The 17,049-nt window shown below is 63.9% G+C and carries 15 protein-coding genes and 2 pseudogenes; 9 read left to right on the top strand and 8 right to left on the bottom strand.

The features are described from left to right. Positions 1-4 precede the first annotated feature (4 nt). Positions 5-2,545 carry an FtsK/SpoIIIE family DNA translocase gene (locus tag CWS39_RS08490; protein ID WP_102142476.1) on the bottom strand — a complete coding sequence of 847 codons (2,541 nt, stop codon included), beginning with the start codon at positions 2,543-2,545 and terminating at the stop codon, positions 5-7. A 33-nt stretch (positions 2,546-2,578) separates the two neighbouring features. On the opposite strand from CWS39_RS08490, the gene CWS39_RS08485 reads away from it, so the two are divergent. The 5 genes and pseudogenes from CWS39_RS08485 to CWS39_RS08465 all read left to right on the top strand — a co-directional run bounded on the left by CWS39_RS08485 (position 2,579) and on the right by CWS39_RS08465 (position 5,224). Further along, on the top strand, positions 2,579-3,031 hold the full coding sequence (locus tag CWS39_RS08485) for a DUF2834 domain-containing protein (protein WP_102142597.1): 453 nt from the start codon (positions 2,579-2,581) through the stop codon (positions 3,029-3,031). 57 nt (positions 3,032-3,088) lie between these two features. Next, a complete protein-coding gene (locus CWS39_RS08480; RefSeq protein ID WP_102142475.1) occupies positions 3,089-3,403 on the top strand; it encodes a putative quinol monooxygenase in 315 nt (104 codons plus the stop codon). Next, a pseudogene (locus CWS39_RS08475) lies at positions 3,403-4,164 on the top strand (mycofactocin-coupled SDR family oxidoreductase); the annotation flags it as partial. The gene CWS39_RS08480 and the pseudogene CWS39_RS08475, both read left to right, overlap by 1 nt. Then, positions 4,143-4,811, top strand: a pseudogene (locus CWS39_RS28855) (SAM-dependent methyltransferase); the annotation flags it as partial. The pseudogenes CWS39_RS08475 and CWS39_RS28855, both read left to right, overlap by 22 nt. Continuing rightward, positions 4,811-5,224, top strand: a complete 414-nt coding sequence (locus tag CWS39_RS08465; RefSeq protein ID WP_102142472.1) for a hypothetical protein — start codon at positions 4,811-4,813, stop codon at positions 5,222-5,224. The pseudogene CWS39_RS28855 and the gene CWS39_RS08465, both read left to right, overlap by 1 nt. Before the next feature lie 76 nt (positions 5,225-5,300). Here the strand turns inward: CWS39_RS08465 and CWS39_RS08460 are convergent, their stop codons facing one another. The 3 genes from CWS39_RS08460 to thyX are packed head-to-tail and all read right to left on the bottom strand — an operon-like array spanning position 5,301 to position 8,657. Beyond that, positions 5,301-6,977 (bottom strand): ribonuclease J, encoded by a 1,677-nt coding sequence (locus CWS39_RS08460; protein WP_102142471.1) that lies wholly within the window; start codon positions 6,975-6,977, stop codon positions 5,301-5,303. Then, positions 6,974-7,879, bottom strand: coding sequence for a 4-hydroxy-tetrahydrodipicolinate synthase (gene dapA, locus CWS39_RS08455; protein ID WP_102142596.1), 906 nt, complete (start codon positions 7,877-7,879; stop codon positions 6,974-6,976). The genes CWS39_RS08460 and dapA overlap by 4 nt, the downstream gene beginning before the upstream one ends. Positions 7,880-7,904: 25 nt before the next feature. Further along, a complete protein-coding gene (gene thyX, locus CWS39_RS08450) occupies positions 7,905-8,657 on the bottom strand; it encodes an FAD-dependent thymidylate synthase (protein WP_102142470.1) in 753 nt (250 codons plus the stop codon). Between the two features lie 168 nt (positions 8,658-8,825). Here thyX and CWS39_RS08445 point away from each other — a divergent pair, with 168 nt between their 5' ends. From CWS39_RS08445 to CWS39_RS08430, 4 genes are read left to right on the top strand one after another with little or no spacing between them, the layout of a single operon-like run. After that, positions 8,826-9,140 (top strand): WXG100 family type VII secretion target, encoded by a 315-nt coding sequence (locus CWS39_RS08445; RefSeq protein ID WP_102142469.1) that lies wholly within the window; start codon positions 8,826-8,828, stop codon positions 9,138-9,140. Continuing rightward, positions 9,140-9,424, top strand: coding sequence for a WXG100 family type VII secretion target (locus CWS39_RS08440; protein WP_102142468.1), 285 nt, complete (start codon positions 9,140-9,142; stop codon positions 9,422-9,424). Before CWS39_RS08445 ends, CWS39_RS08440 begins: the two co-directional genes overlap by 1 nt. A 16-nt stretch (positions 9,425-9,440) precedes the next feature. Continuing rightward, positions 9,441-10,754, top strand: coding sequence for a colicin D domain-containing protein (locus CWS39_RS08435; RefSeq protein ID WP_102142467.1), 1,314 nt, complete (start codon positions 9,441-9,443; stop codon positions 10,752-10,754). A 29-nt stretch (positions 10,755-10,783) separates the two neighbouring features. Next, the gene (locus CWS39_RS08430; protein ID WP_233213423.1) at positions 10,784-11,050 is read left to right on the top strand and encodes a colicin immunity domain-containing protein; all 267 of its coding nucleotides are present in this window, start codon (positions 10,784-10,786) and stop codon (positions 11,048-11,050) included. 456 nt (positions 11,051-11,506) lie between these two features. Here the strand turns inward: CWS39_RS08430 and CWS39_RS08425 are convergent, their stop codons facing one another. The 4 genes from CWS39_RS08425 to CWS39_RS08410 are packed head-to-tail and all read right to left on the bottom strand — an operon-like array spanning position 11,507 to position 17,012. Continuing rightward, on the bottom strand, positions 11,507-12,352 hold the full coding sequence (locus tag CWS39_RS08425) for a hypothetical protein (protein WP_102142465.1): 846 nt from the start codon (positions 12,350-12,352) through the stop codon (positions 11,507-11,509). Continuing rightward, the gene (locus CWS39_RS08420; protein WP_102142464.1) at positions 12,345-15,551 is read right to left on the bottom strand and encodes a type I restriction endonuclease subunit R; all 3,207 of its coding nucleotides are present in this window, start codon (positions 15,549-15,551) and stop codon (positions 12,345-12,347) included. Before CWS39_RS08420 ends, CWS39_RS08425 begins: the two co-directional genes overlap by 8 nt. Then, on the bottom strand, positions 15,548-16,672 hold the full coding sequence (locus CWS39_RS08415) for a PDDEXK nuclease domain-containing protein (protein WP_102142463.1): 1,125 nt from the start codon (positions 16,670-16,672) through the stop codon (positions 15,548-15,550). Before CWS39_RS08415 ends, CWS39_RS08420 begins: the two co-directional genes overlap by 4 nt. Continuing rightward, positions 16,665-17,012 (bottom strand): 5'-nucleotidase, encoded by a 348-nt coding sequence (locus CWS39_RS08410; protein WP_255412994.1) that lies wholly within the window; start codon positions 17,010-17,012, stop codon positions 16,665-16,667. Before CWS39_RS08410 ends, CWS39_RS08415 begins: the two co-directional genes overlap by 8 nt. Between the last annotated feature and the right edge of the window lie 37 nt (positions 17,013-17,049).

Below are 17,049 nucleotides of genomic sequence, written 5' to 3'. Positions count from 1 at the left end.
CAAATCACACGTCGTCGGGCTCCGGCTCGCTGGTATCCACGCCCCGGATCGACGCTAGGGTCGCCGCCAACTCGTCGGGTTTGACCAACACCTCGCGCGCCTTCGACCCTTCGGACGGGCCGACGATGCCGCGGGTTTCCATCAGATCCATCAGCCGGCCCGCCTTGGCGAAGCCCACCCGCAGCTTGCGCTGCAGCATCGACGTCGAACCGAACTGCGACGACACCACCAGCTCGACGGCCTGCAGGAACACGTCCATGTCATCGCCGATGTCCGGGTCGACGTCGGTGCGCTCGCTGGTGGTCTTGGCCGTGGTGACACCCTCGGTGTACTCCGGTTCGGCCTGCTCCTTGCACGCGTTGACCACCGCGTGGATCTCCTCGTCGGTGATGAACGCGCCCTGCAGGCGGATCGGCTTGTTCGCGCCCATCGGCAGGAACAACCCGTCGCCCATGCCGATCAGCTTCTCGGCGCCCTGCTGATCGAGGATGACGCGGCTGTCGGTCAGCGACGACGTCGCGAACGCCAGCCGTGACGGCACATTCGTCTTGATCAGACCGGTCACCACATCGACGGACGGCCGCTGCGTGGCCAGCACCAGATGAATGCCCGCGGCGCGCGCCTTCTGCGTGATCCGCACGATCGCGTCCTCGACATCGCGCGGCGCGGTCATCATCAGATCGGCGAGCTCGTCGACGATCGCCACCACATACGGGTAGGGCCGGTATTCGCGTTGGCTGCCCAGCGGTGTGGTGATCTCCCCGGAACGCACCTTGGCGTTGAAGTCGTCGATGTGCCGCACCCGCGACGCCTGCATGTCCTGGTAGCGCTGCTCCATCTCTTCGACCAGCCACGCCAACGCCGCGGCGGCCTTCTTCGGCTGCGTGATGATCGGCGTGATCAGATGCGGAATGCCTTCGTACGGCGTGAGTTCCACCATCTTCGGGTCGATCAGGATCATCCTGACCTCTTCCGGGGTCGCGCGGGCCAACAACGAAATCAGCATCGAGTTGACGAAGCTGGACTTGCCGGAGCCCGTCGACCCCGCCACCAACAGGTGCGGCATCTTCGACAGGTTCGCCGACAGGAACTCCCCTTCGATGTTCTTGCCCAGCCCGATCACCAACGGGTGGTGGTCGCGTCGCGTCGACGGCGCGGTCAGCACGTCGGCCAGCCGTACCATCTCCCGGTCGGTGTTGGGCACCTCGATACCGACGGCCGACTTGCCCGGGATCGGCGCCAGCATCCGCACGCTCTCGGTCGCCACCGCGTAGGCGATATTGCGTTGTAGCGCAGTGATTTTCTCGACCTTGACGCCGGGCCCCAGCTCGACTTCGTAGCGGGTGACGGTCGGGCCGCGGGTGCAGCCCGTGACGGCGGCGTCGACCTTGAACTGCTGCAGCACCTCGGTGATCGCGTCGGCCATCCGGTCGTTGGCCGACGTGCGCTTCTTGGGCGGGTCGCCGGCGATGAGCAGGTCCAGCGACGGCAGCATGTACGGACCCTCGACGACACGGTCCAGCGACAGCGTGTCCTGTTTTGGCTTCTTGCGCCGCGTCTTGGCGGTCGGCTCCGGGATCGTCGGCGCCTCGTCGTCCAGCGGGTAGTTCTCCATCGGCGTGCCCGGCCAGGCCTGGGCCTCGTCGCCGCGATCCGGATCGTCGTAGTAGCCGTCCGAGAAGTCGTCGGTCTCTTCGGCAACCGGCTGCTCGTCGGCGTCGTAAACGTATTCGTCGTCGTCGTAGTCGCGGAATGCCCTGGTGGAGAACATCGCTCGCACGGTCTCCGGCACTTCCCGGATCGTCGTTCCGGTCAGCAGCAGCACCCCGAACAACACGCCGATGAACAGCAGCGGCGCGGCGATCCACTCCGTCAGCCCGTCCGACAGTGGGCCGCCGATCGCGAAGCCCAGAAACCCGGCCGCGTGCTGGCGATCCGCCGGTGTCTGCGGGGAACCCGCCCACAAGTGCCAAAGGCCAAGCGCGGGCAGCGCGACCATCGCCGCACCGAGCACCAATCTCGGCCGCGCCCCGGGATCGGGCTCGGTGCGCATCAACACCACCGCGATCAAAGCCAGGACGACGGGCGTCAACACCACCGCCGACCCGATGAGCGCTCGGATGACGCTGTCGATCCACGCCCCGACCGGGCGCGCCGCGTCGAACCAGGAACTCGCGGCCACCACCACGGCGACGCCCAAGAGCGCCAAGGCAATCCCGTCGCGCCGATGTCCCGGCTCGATGTCGTGCGCGCGGCCGACCGACCGCGCAGCGGATCCGGCGCCCTTGGCCACCATCAGCCAGCCGGCGCGCGCGCCCCGGCCGACGGTCATCCCCGCGTTGGCGAGCATCGACGGCTGGTGCCGACGGGCCGGCTTGCGCCGAGGGGCGGACGGCTTGCCCGTGCGTGCCGGACGCCGCGCACCTCCCCGCGAACCAGTCTTTGACCTGGTCGAGCGGGCTCCGGAGCGGGCGGCGGTCTTACTAGGCATGCCGGCAAGCCTAGTCGCAAATGCCCCAAATTCACCATCTGCCACACGGGTCACAGATCAGTTTCGATGCTGCTCTACGGTTCCGAAATGGACACAGCACAGCGCCCATCAGGCACGCCCACCGCAACCAAATTGTTATGTGTCACCTATGCGGCCATCGCAATCGCCGCTCTGATCGCCACCTGGAGCCAGAATGTCGCCTATCTCGACGACGCGGCCAACTTCCTGACGGCGTTTGTCAACGACACGAAAGTCAACCCGGCGTCGCGGTCCATCACCGTCGACATCGTGCTGTTCTTTCTCGCCGCCGCAATCTTCATGGTGGTCGAAGCACGCAAACACGGCATCCGGTTCGTCTGGGCATACATCGTCGGTGGCGGGTTGATTGCCATCAGCGTGACGTTCCCGCTCTTCTTGATCGCCCGTGAACTGCGCATCGGACGGACCGACGCGACGCGGCTGCCGGCCGTCGACACCGTCGCGCTCGCGGCACTGGGCGTTGCCGCGGTGGCTTTCACGATCTGGGTCGACTTCGTCTGACCCGGCGTGAGTAGGCTGGGCACTCGTCCAGCAGCACTCATCGAGGAGTTCTCACCTATGCCCATCACCGTCGTCGCCACCATGACCGCCAAGCCCGAATCGGTCGACACCGTGCGCGAGGCATGTAAGAAGGCGATCGAAGCCGTGCATCAGGAGCCGGGCTGCGACCTGTACTCCCTGCACGAGGCCGACGGCACGTTCGTCTTCGTCGAACAGTGGGCAGACGCTGACGCACTCAAGGCGCACAGCACCGCGCCCGCAGTTGCGAACCTGTTCGGCACGGTGGGCGAACACCTCGATGGCGCACCGGATATCAAGATGCTGCAACCCGTCGTCGCGGGTGATCCGAGCAAGGGTCAGCTGCGTCCGTAATGTCTGGCCTCGAAGGCAAAGTCGCATTCATCACCGGCGCGGCGCGGGGGCAGGGTCGCGCGGAGGCCGTCCGGCTCGCGGCCGACGGCGCTGACATCATCGCCGTCGACATCTGCGACCAGATCGCGTCGGTCCCCTATCCGATGTCCACGCCCGACGACCTGGCTGCGACGGTCAAACTCGTCGAGGAGGCCGGCGGACGAATTGTGGCGCGGGAAGCCGACGTTCGCGATCAAACCGGCCTGCAGAAGGCCCTGCAGGCCGGGCTCGACGAGTTCGGCCGGCTCGACATCGTCGTCGCCAATGCCGGTATCGCCCCGATGATGTCGGGTGCCGACGGCTGGCGTGACGTGATCGATGTCAACCTCACCGGCGTGCACCACACGGTGGAGGTGGCCAAGCCAACGATGGTGGAGCAGGGTGACGGCGGGTCCATCGTGCTGATCAGTTCGGTGGCCGGGTTGATCGGCGTCGGCAGCGACGACCCTGGCGCAATCGGCTATGTCGCGGCCAAACACGGCATCGTCGGGCTGATGCACCTGTACGCGAACCTGCTGGCCCAGCACAGCATTCGGGTCAACTCGGTGCACCCGGCGGGTGTGGATACCCCGATGATCAACAACGAAGCCACCCGTGCATGGCTGGGCAGCATCGCCGAGAAAAGCCCCCAGGATATGGGTAATGCACTGCCGGTGCAGGTGCTGCAGGCGGAAGACATTGCGAATGCGGTGGCGTGGCTGGTATCCGATCAAGCCCGGTACGCCGCAAGAGATTCATCGACGAGAAACTCGACGCGGCACTGCCCGATATCGATGCGGTGGTGGTGCTCGGCGCGGGCCTGGACACCCGGGCCTACCGCCTTGCCCATCGCAGCGATGTTCCGGTGTTCGAGGTCGACCTGCCCATCAACATCGCGCGCAAGGAGGCCCTAGTGCGCCGCGCGCTCGGCGGGCAGCCGGCGTCAGTTCATTTGGTCCCCGTCGACTTCGAGCGCGATGAACTCGCTGCCGAACTTGCCAAGCACGGCCACCGCGCCGAGGGCCGCACCTTCTTCATTTGGGAAGGGGTGACCCAGTATCTGACGGAAGACGCGGTGCGCGCGACGTTTTCGTATCTCCAGGGTGCGGCGTCGGGCAGTCGGCTGGTATTCACCTACGTCCAGCGGGATTTCATCGACGGCACCAACCTCTACGGTTCGAAGTCGGCGTACCGGAAGTTCCGGGGCAAGCGGCAGATCTGGCATTTTGGCCTGTACCCCGACGAAGTCGCCGATTTCGTGGCCGAATACGACTGGCAGCTCGTCGAACAAGCCGGCCCGGACTACTTCGTACGCCACTACATCGCGCCGGCCGGTCGCAATCTGACCGCGTCGAACCTCGAGTGGTCGGCATACGCGGAGAAGGCCTGATGAGCTTCGCGGTCGCGCTCACCTTCGTGTGGCTTGGCATGGTGCTGGCCATCTCGTTTCTCGAAGCGCCGCTGAAGTTCCGTGCGCCCGGGGTCACGCTACAGATCGGACTCGGCATCGGCCGCTTGGTCTTTCGCGCGCTCAATACCGTCGAGGTAGTGCTCGCCGTGGGCATCGTGATCGCGCTGGCCGTCAGCCGTCCACCCGTCGGGTTCGTGGTGGCGTTCGGGGTCGCGGTCGCTGCTCTGGCCGTGCAGTTGCTCGCCGTGCGGCCGCGGCTGACTCGTCGTTCTGATGCGGTGCTGGCCGGTGAGGACGCGCCGCGATCGCGTGGGCACTACGCGTACGTTGGGCTCGAGACGGTCAAGGTGATTGCCCTGCTGGTCGGGGGCATTGTCCTGCTGGCCGGCTGAGAACCCGCGAGACTGTAGTTGCCGTGGTCGTTACTCGAACTTTCGCTCGGTAACAACAGTTTCGCGAGCAAACGCGTCAGATCTCGATGACGGTGGGCACGATCATCGGTTGCCGACGGTAGGTCTCGCCCACCCACTTGCCGACCGTGCGGCGCACCGCCTGCGCGATGCGCGTCGGGTCGGTGACCTTGTCGGCGGCCAGGATCTCCAGCTCGGCCTCCACCTTTCGCGCTGCGGGCTCCAGCGCCTTGGGATCTTCGGAAAAGCCTCGCGAATGTAGATGCGCCGGCGCGGCGGCTCGGCCGGTGCCGCGATGCACCACCACCGTCACCGCGACGAATCCCGACGTCAGGATCAGCCGCTCGCCCAGCGTCGCATCACCGACGTCACCCGTGATCAGCCCGTCGACGAACATCTTGCCGACCGGCACCGCGCCGGCGATCGATGCCTTGCCCGCGACGAGGTCGACGCTGACGCCGTTCTCCGCCAGCATGATCGACTCCGGCGACACCCCGCTGCGCGTCGCCAAGGCGGCGTTGGCCCGAAGCATCCGCCAGGTGCCGTGCACCGGCATGACGTTGCGTGGCCGAACACCGTTGTAGAGGAAAAGCAATTCGCCGGCGTAGGCGTGGCCCGAAACATGCACGCGTGCTTGGGCGTTGGTCACTACGCGCGCGCCGATCTTGGAGAGCGCATCGATGACGCCGTAGACCGCTTCCTCGTTGCCGGGAATCAGCGATGACGACAACACGATCAGGTCACCCGAAGTCAGCGTGATGCTGCGATGTTCGCCGCGCGACATTCGGGACAGCGCCGACATCGGTTCGCCCTGAGTTCCGGTGGTGATCAGCACAACTCGATCGCCTGGCATCTCCTCGGCCGCTCCGATGTCGAGCACATCGGAGTCGTTCACCCGCAGGTAGCCAAGCTCACGCGCTATGCCCATATTGCGCACCATCGACCGCCCGACGAACGACACCTTGCGGCCCAGCGCGACAGCGGCGTCGATGATCTGTTGTACCCGATCGACATTCGACGCGAAGCAAGCGACGATCACTCGGCCTTCTGCCCCGCGAATCAGCCGGTGCAGCGTCGGGCCGACTTCACTTTCCGAGGGGCCGACACCGGGAATCTCGGCGTTGGTCGAATCGCAGAGGAACAGGTCGACACCGGCGTCGCCGAGCCTCGACATGCCGGGCAGATCGGTCGGGCGGCCGTCGAGCGGCAGCTGGTCGAGTTTGATGTCGCCGGTGTGCAGCACCGTCCCCGCGCCCGTGTGCACGGCGACGGCCAGACAGCCCGGAATCGAGTGGTTGACCGCAAAATACTGGCATTCGAACACGCCGTGGGTGCTGCGCTGGCCCGCGTCGACCTCGGTGAACACGGGCTTGATGCGGTGCTCGCGGCACTTCTCGGCCACCAGCGCGAGGGTGAACTTGGACCCGACCACGGGGATGTCGGGGCGAAGCTTCAGCAGAAACGGGATCGCACCGATGTGGTCCTCGTGCGCGTGGGTCAGCACCAGCGCTTCCACATCGTCGAGCCTGTCCTCGACGTGGCGCAAGTCCGGCAGGATCAAGTCCACGCCCGGTTCGTCGTGCGTCGGAAAGAGCACTCCGCAGTCGATGATCAGCAACCGCCCGAGGTGCTCGAAAATCGTCATATTGCGGCCGATTTCGCTGATACCGCCCAGCGCCGTAACCCGCAATCCGCCAGGCGTCAGCGGCCCAGGCGGTGCGAGTTCTTCGTTCATGACCGCAGTACCGCGGCGGCGCGCATGTCCTGAGCCAGGGCTTCGACTTGCTCAGGGGTGGCCGGCATTTGGGGCAGGCGCGGATCGCCGGCCTCAAAGCCCTGCAATCGCAACCCCGCCTTGGACAACGTGACACCGCCGAGGCGGGCCTGGGCGGCAGCCAGCGGCGCGAGCGTGACATTGATCTTGCGCGCCGTCGCGATATCGCCGGAAGTGAAGGCCGACAACATGTCTCGCAGCTGGCTGGCGGCGAGGTGGCCCCAGACACTGATGAACCCGACGGCGCCCATCGCCAGCCAGGGCAGGTTCAGCGCGTCGTCCCCCGAGTAGTACGCCAGCCCCGTCTCGGCGATGATCTGACCGCCGCCGGGCAGATCGCCCTTGGCGTCCTTGATACCGACGATGTTCGGATGGTTGGCCAGGGTGCGGATGGTGTCCCAGGCGATGGGGATTGCCGACCGAGGCGGAATGTCGTAGAGCAGCACCGGCAGCGGGGTGGCGTCGGCGACCGCGGTGAAATGCGCCACCAGCCCGGCCTGCGGCGGCCGCGAGTAGTAGGGCGTCACCACCAGCAGCCCGTGCGCGCCTTCGGCGGCGCATGCCTTGGCGAGGTGCACGCTGTGCGCGGTGTCGTAGGTGCCGGCGCCGGCGACGATGCGCGCGCGGTCGCCGACGGCCTCCAGCACGGCGCGCAGCAGGGCGAGCTTCTCGTCGTCGGTGGTGGTGGGTGATTCACCGGTGGTGCCCGAAAGGACCAGGCCGTCGCAGCCGGCGTCGACCAGACGGGTGGCCAGCCGGGCGGCGGTCGCGGTGTCCAGCGAGCCGTCGGGCTTGAACGGCGTCACCATCGCGGTCAACACGGTGCCCAGTTGGGCGGTGACGTCGAATCCGCTGGTGCTCACGGCCACCAAGATTACCTGCTCGACCTCACGCCTCCGTGGCTAGCGGGCTGGTTGCCACCTCCGTGCCGTCGGCAAGCGTGGAGATCTCGAAGTCGGCGAACGCCTGCGGGGCGAGATCGATGAGTTGCCGCAGGCATTCGATGGCCAGTCGGCGAATCTCCACATCGGCGTGTTCGCTGGCCCGCATCGCGATGAAATGCCGCCAGGCGCGGTAGTTGCCGGTGACCACGATGCGGGTCTCGGTGGCGTTCGGCAGCACCGCGCGGGCGGCCTGGCGGGCCTGTTTGCGGCGCAGCACGGCGTTGGGCTGATCGGCGAACTTGGCCTCGAGCTTGGCCAACAGGTCGATATAGGTGGCGCGGCTGGCGTCGGCGGCCGCCTTGAGGATCTCCTGCAGTTCGGGGTCGTCGTCCATGCCCGGCGGGACGACGACCTGCGAATCGTGCTCGGGCACGTAGCGCTGCGACAGCTGCGAGAACGAGAAGTGGCGATGCCGGATGAGCTCGTGGGTGCAGGAGCGCGACACGCCTGTGATGTAGAAGGACACCGTCGCGTGCTCGAGCACCGAGAAGTGCCCGACGTCGATGATGTGCCGCAGGTAGGCGGCGTTGGTCGCGGTCCGCGGGTTGGGCTTCGACCAGCTCTGGTAGCACGCCCGGCCGGCGAACTCCACCAGCGCGGGTCCGCCGTCGGCGTCGGTTTCCCACGGCACGTCGGGCGGCGCCAAGAACTCGGTCTTGGCAATCAGTTGCACGCGCAGCGGCGCGGTCTCGGCCACGGGTGTGACCTTAGCCCGCGTCGTGCTGACGACGGGCCAGCGGCTCCGCTGCTACGACGATGCGGAGTAGGGCCAACCTGCCGGGGCACGGCGAGGATTCGTGCAGGGAGCCCATCCCGTGGTCACTTAGGATCGACCTACACCGGAAGTCAAGTTCGCTTAGGGATCATGTTTGACAACCTGAAGGTCGACACTGAGCAAGCGTTCAACACCGCGCACGCTGTGTGTAACGACGCCGAGGAACTGCGAGAAGAGCTAGCCGGCATCGTGCGTGAGTGGGACAACATTTCTCGCGGATGGTCCGGTGCGGCGGCGTCGGCCTTCGCCGCGATCTGGGAGGAGTGGCACGAAGGCGCTGCCAAAGTCGTCGAGACGCTTGCAGAATCGTCGCGCCGCTTAGCTGAGGCCGCCGTTCGCTACAGCGAACGAGACGCCGATTCCGCGGAACAGCTGGGCTCGGTTGCGATGGATATGGGGCTCTGATGCGCTACCGAGTCGAACTTGAGGAACTGCTGGCATTTGTCGAGACCCTCCGCGCGTTCGAACAGCGTGCCGAAGCCATCGCTGCACGAGTCGACGAACAGATCGCAGACCTGCATACCAGCTGGTCAGGCGAGGCGGCCGCCGCGCATCGCGCACATCACGACGAATGGAGCGCGGCAGCAGCACAAATGCGACAAGCCCTCGGGCAACTGCGCGAAGCTGCGCACTCGGCTCACCGCAACTACACCGAGGCCGTCAAACTGAATATCGCGATGCTGTCATGACGCGCTGGAGTCCGGCGTGACACAGGACGTCGATCCCGAGACGTTTTATCTGGTCGGCAAGCGGCTCTACGAGCTGGCCGGTCAGATGTATGACGCCTTCGCCGTCAACGTTGCGATCCTCGGCGAAACCGGTGCGATGGCCGGCTCAGACGATGCGGGCACCGCATGGGCGGCTTCGTATGACGCACGTGCCCGCGAAATCTTGGATGCGGTCAACGACCTAACCGTGGCAATGGAAAACTATGGCGGCGTTGTGATCCAAGCTGGATACAACCATGCGATGGCCGAACACAACGCCACGCCAGGCGCTGGCGCGCCGCCGACACGCCCGCCCGAACCAGCAAGCGTTGCAGGGGTTTTGACGGCACCGCCCTCGGCGGGTGGACCAGGCGAAGGCCTGATCGACAATGCACTTGGTCTGGTCGATCAAATCGGTGTTCCAGTGCCCGATGGCGATACAGACAAGGTTGACAAGGCCGCGCAGGCGTGGGATCGGTTGGCGACGGTGTACCAGACGAAGACCGTGCCAGAGGCACTCGATGTGCAGGCGGGGATCTTCAGCAATACGAGTACGCCCGAGGTGGAGTACATCGGCAAAGATTTGGGCGAGCTGCGTGACGCCGCCAAGGGGATCCTTGCCGCGTGTGGCGAGCTGTCACAGTCGTGCAAGGACTATCGAGCTGCTCTCGATGACCTGCGGAATCAATTGAAGGGCATCCTGAATGATCTGGCCGTGGAATTGGCGGCCACAGCTGCGATCGGCATCGCAGCATCATTCGTCACCTTCGGAGTCGGGGCGGTTGCCGCTACCGCGAAGACGGCGCACACGATCACGAAGTTCGCAGGGATCATCCGCACGGCGATAGCTGGATGGAAGATCTCGAAGAACATCAGCAACGGAGTCAAGAAGGCGCAGGACGTAGCCGCCGTCCGGCAACGCCTCCAGCGGATCAAGAACCTCGGGCGTAAGGGGAAGCCGGAGGAACCGAAGCTCGGCCCGGGAGTGCAGACGACAAGTGGCCAGCCTTTGACGACGTCCCGCGCTCAAATTGAATCCAAGTACAAGCACGCTGCGGACTTCGGAGTCACCGAGCCACGCGGCAAGGCAGGCTTCGAAACCTTCGAGAACGCAGTCAAGCAACACGTCGACGATCCTGCGACGATGCATATCAACGGCACTTATCGGGGGGAACCCGCTATTCTTAACTACAACTCGAACAATGGGTTAGTCGTTGTCCAGTCCCCGACCGGAGAGTTCATCTCTGGCTGGCGCGTAAGCCCGGCGCAAGCTACGAACATTCTCAATCAAGGAAAGCTCGGTGGTGGCTGATGTCGTCCAATGGAGATGCCGTGGACAGGATGCTAAGCGGATACAAGCCGATCATCGGTAGATTCGTGTCCGGGGAATCGTCTGCCGCTCAATTCGAGGAAGACTTCCTCAATTACTTCAAGTCCGATGCCAATCAGATCCCCGGTGAAGACTTCGACATCCTCGATGCCTTATTCGCCGATGTTGACGACTACGTCGACGATCCAGCACTAAGAGCTGAAGTCGGTGGTCTCGACGAGATCGAGCTTCGAGAGCGCGCAAGCAATGCCTACCGACGTCTGTATGGAGAGCAATGATCATCGAGAATGCTTGGCGCCGAACGTGGTACCTCCGACGGTAGTGTAGTTACCGGATGGGCGAACTATAGCAGCGGAACACGAGGAGCAGGTGGATAGTACATTCAGTTGCCTGTCTAGCTCGCAAGCACGGCGTCTCAACGACATTCTGACGCACTGCAATTCGGCGCTTCTTTTTCGTATTCAGCGCTGTGACAACGTAACCCGCTCCGACGCACAGGAAATCATAGAGATACTTTCAGACGAGTTCACCGACGATTTGGATGACGACTGGGAGCCAATGGAGTACGGGCGAGACGTGAACATTGTTCTCGCACGGTTCAATGCAGGCCGCATCCAAGAGTGGCCGGAATGATGGATCGATCGGGGCAACACGTTAATGTGTCTCGCTGACGGTATTCGTTCCATGGCAGACGACCGAGGTTGGCGCAGCAGATCCCGAATCCGTGACGAGAGCTATGGTCGCGAGCGCTGACCTCGCCCACGAGGACCAATCATGACGTCGCGAGGATCTTGTTCGATAATCGCCACCTCGAAGGCTTGGTCGCAGTAGATCTCGCTGGCGCACTCGCGTCCCTCGCGATCGAACGCGATCTCGTGGATCCGCAAAGTCGTCGTCCACTTCCACTGCGCCATCTGCTCGACGACCTCGTGAACCGATGCATCGCACTCAGCGCAGTCATCGGCCTCCTGCTCAACGTGGGCTTGGCACGGTTCTAGTTCAGTTGTGTAAACGATGCCCGGATCCCACAGATGCGCCACCGGCGGCCATTCGAGCTCAAGCCACTGCCCCGGTTCCAAATCGTAGATGCCTACCGCACGCTCCAGTGCGGCCTTCTTGTCAGCTTCCGTCCAGTGGACCGACGGTGCAACGGCGACATCCTCGATCTCGCCCGCGTAATCGGCAGGGTTATCGACGCGCACCAGGTCGCTGCCACTGGGCGGCACAAGCTTGGCGCACGCTGGATCGAGCGGTTCGGTCACCTCAGCTTCCAGATATGCCCAACTGTTGCGCATCTCGTGCACGAGCCGTGGCGGTAGCTGGCCGATGATGTCGCGTTCAATCACTTGATCTTCTGCGCGTGCATGAGCTTGCAACGCCGCGGTCACCGCCTCTAGCCCATGCAGGCCATCGGGGCCACGTTCCCGGTCAGCTTCGTCCCACAGCTCACCAGCGATCCGGTCCTGCTCTTCACGTAGCCAACGCACATGACGGTACCGAGCTTCTGCATCGGCGTATTGCGGGTCACGCAAATACTTCTCCTGCACGGTTTCAAATGCCCGCAGCAGCCGATCAATCATGGTTCTCCACCTTCACCGCTTGGGCGCGCTCGGCGTATTGCGGTGCCAGCGCCTCCATCTGCTCGATGACCAGCTTGATCGCCGCCGGCTGCTTGTCCGGCGGATACTTGTACTTCACCAGCAGCCGCTTGATTGACGACCGCAGCTTCGCCCGCACGTCATCGCGCACTGTCCAATCAGTCTTGGTGTCCCGCTGCATCACGCCCACCAGTTCACGCGCAATCTGGGCGAGCACTTCCTCGCCCTGCAGCTCGACCGCCGACTCGTTCTGGGCCACCGCGTCGTAGAAGGCGAGTTCGTCGTGTGACAGCGGCGGGCTGAAGTGCTTACCCCGGTTTCCCTCGGCCGCAACTTCTTTCGCCATGGCTACCAGTTCGGCGATCACCTCAGCGGAAGTCAGCTGCTGATTGGTGTAACGGCGCATCAGGTCGGCGATCCGATCCGAGAATGCTCGCTGGCGCACCAGATTGTTCTTCGTCGCCGTGGCCATCTCCTCGGTGAGCACTGCCCGCAACGCCTCAATTGCCAGGTGCGGGTTAGCCGCGGCCTTGGCTTTAGCTTCGAAATCGGGCCCGAGGTCCGAGAGCGATGGTTTCGGCAGCCCGGCGGCGTCGTAGATATCCAGGATCTCCCCCGCGGCAGTCGATTCCGCAACGAGCGTCGACAGCAAGCGCTTGATGTCGTCAGGGATGGGCTTGCCTTCGGCCTGCCGTTGCTGGGCGTCGAACTTGGCCATCCAGACCCGGACCTGTTCGTAGAACTTGACCGTCGGCCGCAAGGTGTCCAACGTCTCGTTGCCGGAGCACAACGACCATGCGCGCGCCAGATGGTTGGCCAGCTTGCGGAAACGGTCCCCCAGAGTCGGCTCGCCTTCCGCGACCCGGTTGCCCGGCGTGGACGGCGACCGCAGGTACGCGGTGAGGCCGATCGCGGCCTTCATCCATCCATGTTGTGGTGCCTTGAGTTTGGCGCGCCAATCGTATCCCGAGCACAGCTCGTCCAGTTGACCGACAAGCTCTGTGGTCAGCTTGACCGCCGTGTCGATGTCCTTGCCGACGGGTTTGGCCTTCCGGTCGGTGTCGGTGTACTCCTCCAGCGCGGCAGCCAGATTCTCGGCGAGCGGCGCGTACGCGACAAGCAGACCCGACGGCTTCCCACGGAAGGTCCGGTTGACACGGGCCAGAGTCTGCATCAGCAACGCGCCCTTGAGCGGCCGGTCAAGGTAGAGCGTGTGCAAAGGCGGCGCGTCGAAGCCGGTGAGCATCATGTCCTTAACGATGACGATCTGCAGCTCATCCTCGGCATCGCGCAATCGCTTTTGGATCGTCTTGTTCTGGGATTCGCGGCGCACGTGTTTGGCGATGATGCCCTGGTCCTGCGGAGAGCCGGAGTAAACGACCTTGATGACGCCTTTGTCGATTGCGTCATCATGCCAGTCCGGTCGTAGTTTGATGATCTCCTCGTACAACTGTGCGCAGATCTCTCGCGTCGCGCCCACAATGAACGCCTTACCGGGCGACAAGATGAACTTCCACATCTCCTCTGAACGAGATTCCCAATGCTCGACAATGTCTTTCGCTAACGCGGCCAACCGTTCCGGGGCCCCATAGACCGCGTTGATGACGGCAACCGACTTTTCGATCTGCGCCCGCTCCACGTCATCGAGTCCAAGAGTTGCCTCGTCTACGGCCTTGTCGAGGTCCTCCTCGCTGAGATCCTTGGACCACCCGACTTTGGCGAGCCGGGGTTCGAAGTACACCGGCACGGTCGCCTTGTCGGTGACGGCTCTGGTGAGGTCGTATACGTCGATGTCTGGGCCGAAGACGTCGCGGGTGTTGCGTTCGGCGAACGAGATTGGCGTGCCGGTGAATGCGATGAAGACGGCGTTCGGCAGGGCGTCGCGGATATGACGGGCAAAGCCATCAAGATTGTCGTAATGGCTGCGGTGGGCCTCGTCGACAACCACGATGATGTTGCGACGCTCGGTCAGCAGCGGATGATCCGCGCCCGACTTGCGTTCGGCTTCAGTCAGTCCGAATTTCTGGAGTGTGGTGAAGTAGATGCCACCCGTGACGCGGTTGGAGAGTTCGTCACGAAGCTCCGAACGCTTGGTGACCTTCTTCGGTGATTCGTCGAGCAGCCGTGAGCGGTTGAAGGTTTCGAACAGCTGTGTGTCGAGTTCCTTGCGGTCGGTGACGACGACGATGGTCGGGTTCTTGAGCTTGGGCTGTTGGGCGACGAGGTGCGCGTAGAGCTCCATCTCCATTGACTTGCCGGAGCCTTGCGTGTGCCAGACAACGCCAGCCTTGCCATTACTCTCGGCCGCCTGGACCGTCTGCCCGACCGCCTTGGTTACGGCAAAGTACTGGTGCGGCTTGGCGATTCGCTTGCTCAGCCCCTCGGCACCCGCATCAAACGCGGTGAAGTTGCGTATCAACTGAAGGAAGCGCTCGGTGTTGAATAGTCCGTCGATGAGTGTCTCGAGTTCGATTGGAACCTCCGCATCCGCAGCCGACTCCCCGAAGTTCACCAGTCTGCCGTCGTCGTCGACGTTCCACGGCGCGAAGTGCTCTAGCGGCGTAAACGGCGTCCCGTAGCGAGCGGTGATGCCGTCGCTGACGACAGTGAGCACGGCGAAACGGAACGCCATTGGGAATTCGCGCAGGTAGGTCTGCAACTGCGCGTGCGCGGCCGGGATGTCGGCGTGCAACGAGCCGGCTTGCTTGAGCTCGAACATCGCGACAGGCATGCCGTTGAGGTAGAGCACGATGTCGAAGCGGCGCTGATGCTCCGCGGTGCGGATCGTAACCTGTTGCACCGCAAGGAATTCGTTGTCTTCAGGCCGGTGGCCGACTAGCCGGATGGTCGGATTCTGCTCGATACCCTCGGAGTCGATGTAATTGATGCCGCGGTAGCCGCCCACCAGAATCTGGTGTATCCGGAAGTTTTCGGCTATGGCGTCCTGCGATTGCGGTTGGATGATCGCCGCGCGGGCCTGCTCGAGGTACTCGCCCGGAACATGGGGGTTCAGCTCGCGCATCTTGGCAAGCATGCGGTCGGGCAGAACGATGTCATCCCACGACTGTCGCCCGTTGTCGGTGCCGGGTGCGATCTGAGTCCCGGTGAGCGCCTGCCACTCCCGTTCACCGAGGGCGTCGAGTGCGACCTGTTCCCAGTCGGCTTCGCTGAATCCGGTCATTTGTCTTCTCCTTTGGAGGTCTCGCCTCCGGGCTCGTCTGCCAGCTCGGCTTCGAGTTCTTCGACGGTCGGCAAGCTCGATTCGAGTTCGGCGGGCAGGCTCTTAGTGATGGCCGTTTTCCATTCCGCGACACCGATGGGGGCGGTGTAGCCGCGTAGTGCGTACTCGGCGACCACGTTGTTCTTCGTCTTGCACAACAGCAGTCCGATGGTTGGCTTGTCGTCGGGATGCCGGAGCAGGTCGTCGACGGCCGACATGTAAGTGCCGAGCTGGCCGAGGAAACTCGGGTCGAAGTCACCCACTTTGAGTTCGATGACCACAAAGCATCGCAGCTTCAGGTGATAGAAGAGCAGGTCAGTGTAGAAGTCGGCGTCGCCGATTTCGAGATGAATCTGCTTGCCGACGAATGCGAAGCCCTGGCCGAGTTCGAGAAGGAACTTCTCGACGTGGTCGATTAGGGCTCGTTCGAGGTCACGTTCGCGTCGGATATCGGCATTGCCGACGAAGTCGAACAGGTAGGGGTCGCGGGTCGATTGCTGCGCCAGGTCGGAGTCGGGCGGGGGCAGGGTGCGGGTGAAGTTTGTTACGGCCCGGCCGGCACGCTCATGAAAACGCCCGTCGATGTGGTGGACGAGGACGTCGCGGCTCCAGCCCTGGTCGATGGCGGCCTGGGCGTACCATAGCCGCAGGTCAGCAGTGTCGAGCTTGTCGAGGAGGGCGACGTTGTGGCGCCAGGGCAATCGTGCAACGGTGCGTTGCACAATTGCGAGATCTGGCCACGCCGCGGCGAAGGCCCGCATGTATTTGAGGTTGCGCGGCGAGAAGCCAGACGTGCCGGGGAATCGTTCACGCAGATCAGCGGAGAGCCGGTCGATCACGCGCGCGCCCCAACCTTCAGCATCTTGACGCGCCAGGATTTCGGCGCCGACCGCCCAGTATGTGCTGACCAATTCCTGGTTGGCCGCGGAGAGCGCCCGTTGGCGCCCAGTGCGGACGCAATCCGCGACGGCATCGAGCAGTTCCGGGTACCAGTCCGGTACGGCCGCCTTGGCGGGTCGTACCGGGAACCGCGCCTGGGCGCCCGACGGATTCGGCTCCAGGCTGGCATCAACCTCATTCATCAGCTGTCGCGTTCAATTCGCTCGGTGTCGGACTAATAACTCCCTCTTCAGCCGTGGGAGCGAATCCAACGTCAACAGCCACTACTGAACCGTCGATCGGCTTCACCTCGTTTGCAATTCCATATGGAACGTGAACTCCCGCGATGTACTCGATCGCGGTGTCTAGGTGGACGTGTTGGTCGTCGAAAAAGATGTGCGGGCGCAGAACTTGGAGCACCTTTGCCTTCTCGATGCCGCCCAGGAAGAAGGCGTCATTCACGTTCACGCCCCATGCCCGCAGCGAATGCACTGCCCGTTCATGTGCTGGTGCGTTCCGCGCGGTGATCAAGGAGATCCTCAACGGAACCTGTCAACCTGAATGAGGCACCGTTGCGCGG

Origin of the sequence: Mycobacterium hubeiense (assembly GCF_002838065.1) — a bacterium.
Lineage (GTDB): Bacteria > Actinomycetota > Actinomycetes > Mycobacteriales > Mycobacteriaceae > Mycobacterium > Mycobacterium hubeiense.
Note: the sequence above shows the minus strand (reverse complement) of the source record. Positions and strands in the feature narration are given on the sequence as shown.

Bases quoted from the DNA above. Each gene is read 5' to 3' on its own strand.
- CWS39_RS08440 (WP_102142468.1), top strand. From the start codon at position 9,140: ATGCGCTACCGAGTCGAACTTGAGGAACTGCTGGCATTTGTCGAGACC.
- CWS39_RS08425 (WP_102142465.1), bottom strand. From the start codon at position 12,352: ATGATTGATCGGCTGCTGCGGGCATTTGAAACCGTGCAGGAGAAGTAT.
- CWS39_RS08420 (WP_102142464.1), bottom strand. From the start codon at position 15,551: ATGACCGGATTCAGCGAAGCCGACTGGGAACAGGTCGCACTCGACGCC.
- CWS39_RS08480 (WP_102142475.1), top strand. From the start codon at position 3,089: ATGCCCATCACCGTCGTCGCCACCATGACCGCCAAGCCCGAATCGGTC.
- CWS39_RS08415 (WP_102142463.1), bottom strand. From the start codon at position 16,672: ATGAATGAGGTTGATGCCAGCCTGGAGCCGAATCCGTCGGGCGCCCAG.
- CWS39_RS08485 (WP_102142597.1), top strand. From the start codon at position 2,579: ATGGACACAGCACAGCGCCCATCAGGCACGCCCACCGCAACCAAATTG.
- CWS39_RS08465 (WP_102142472.1), top strand. From the start codon at position 4,811: ATGAGCTTCGCGGTCGCGCTCACCTTCGTGTGGCTTGGCATGGTGCTG.
- CWS39_RS08445 (WP_102142469.1), top strand. From the start codon at position 8,826: ATGTTTGACAACCTGAAGGTCGACACTGAGCAAGCGTTCAACACCGCG.
- CWS39_RS08460 (WP_102142471.1), bottom strand. From the start codon at position 6,977: ATGAACGAAGAACTCGCACCGCCTGGGCCGCTGACGCCTGGCGGATTG.
- CWS39_RS08430 (WP_233213423.1), top strand. From the start codon at position 10,784: ATGCTAAGCGGATACAAGCCGATCATCGGTAGATTCGTGTCCGGGGAA.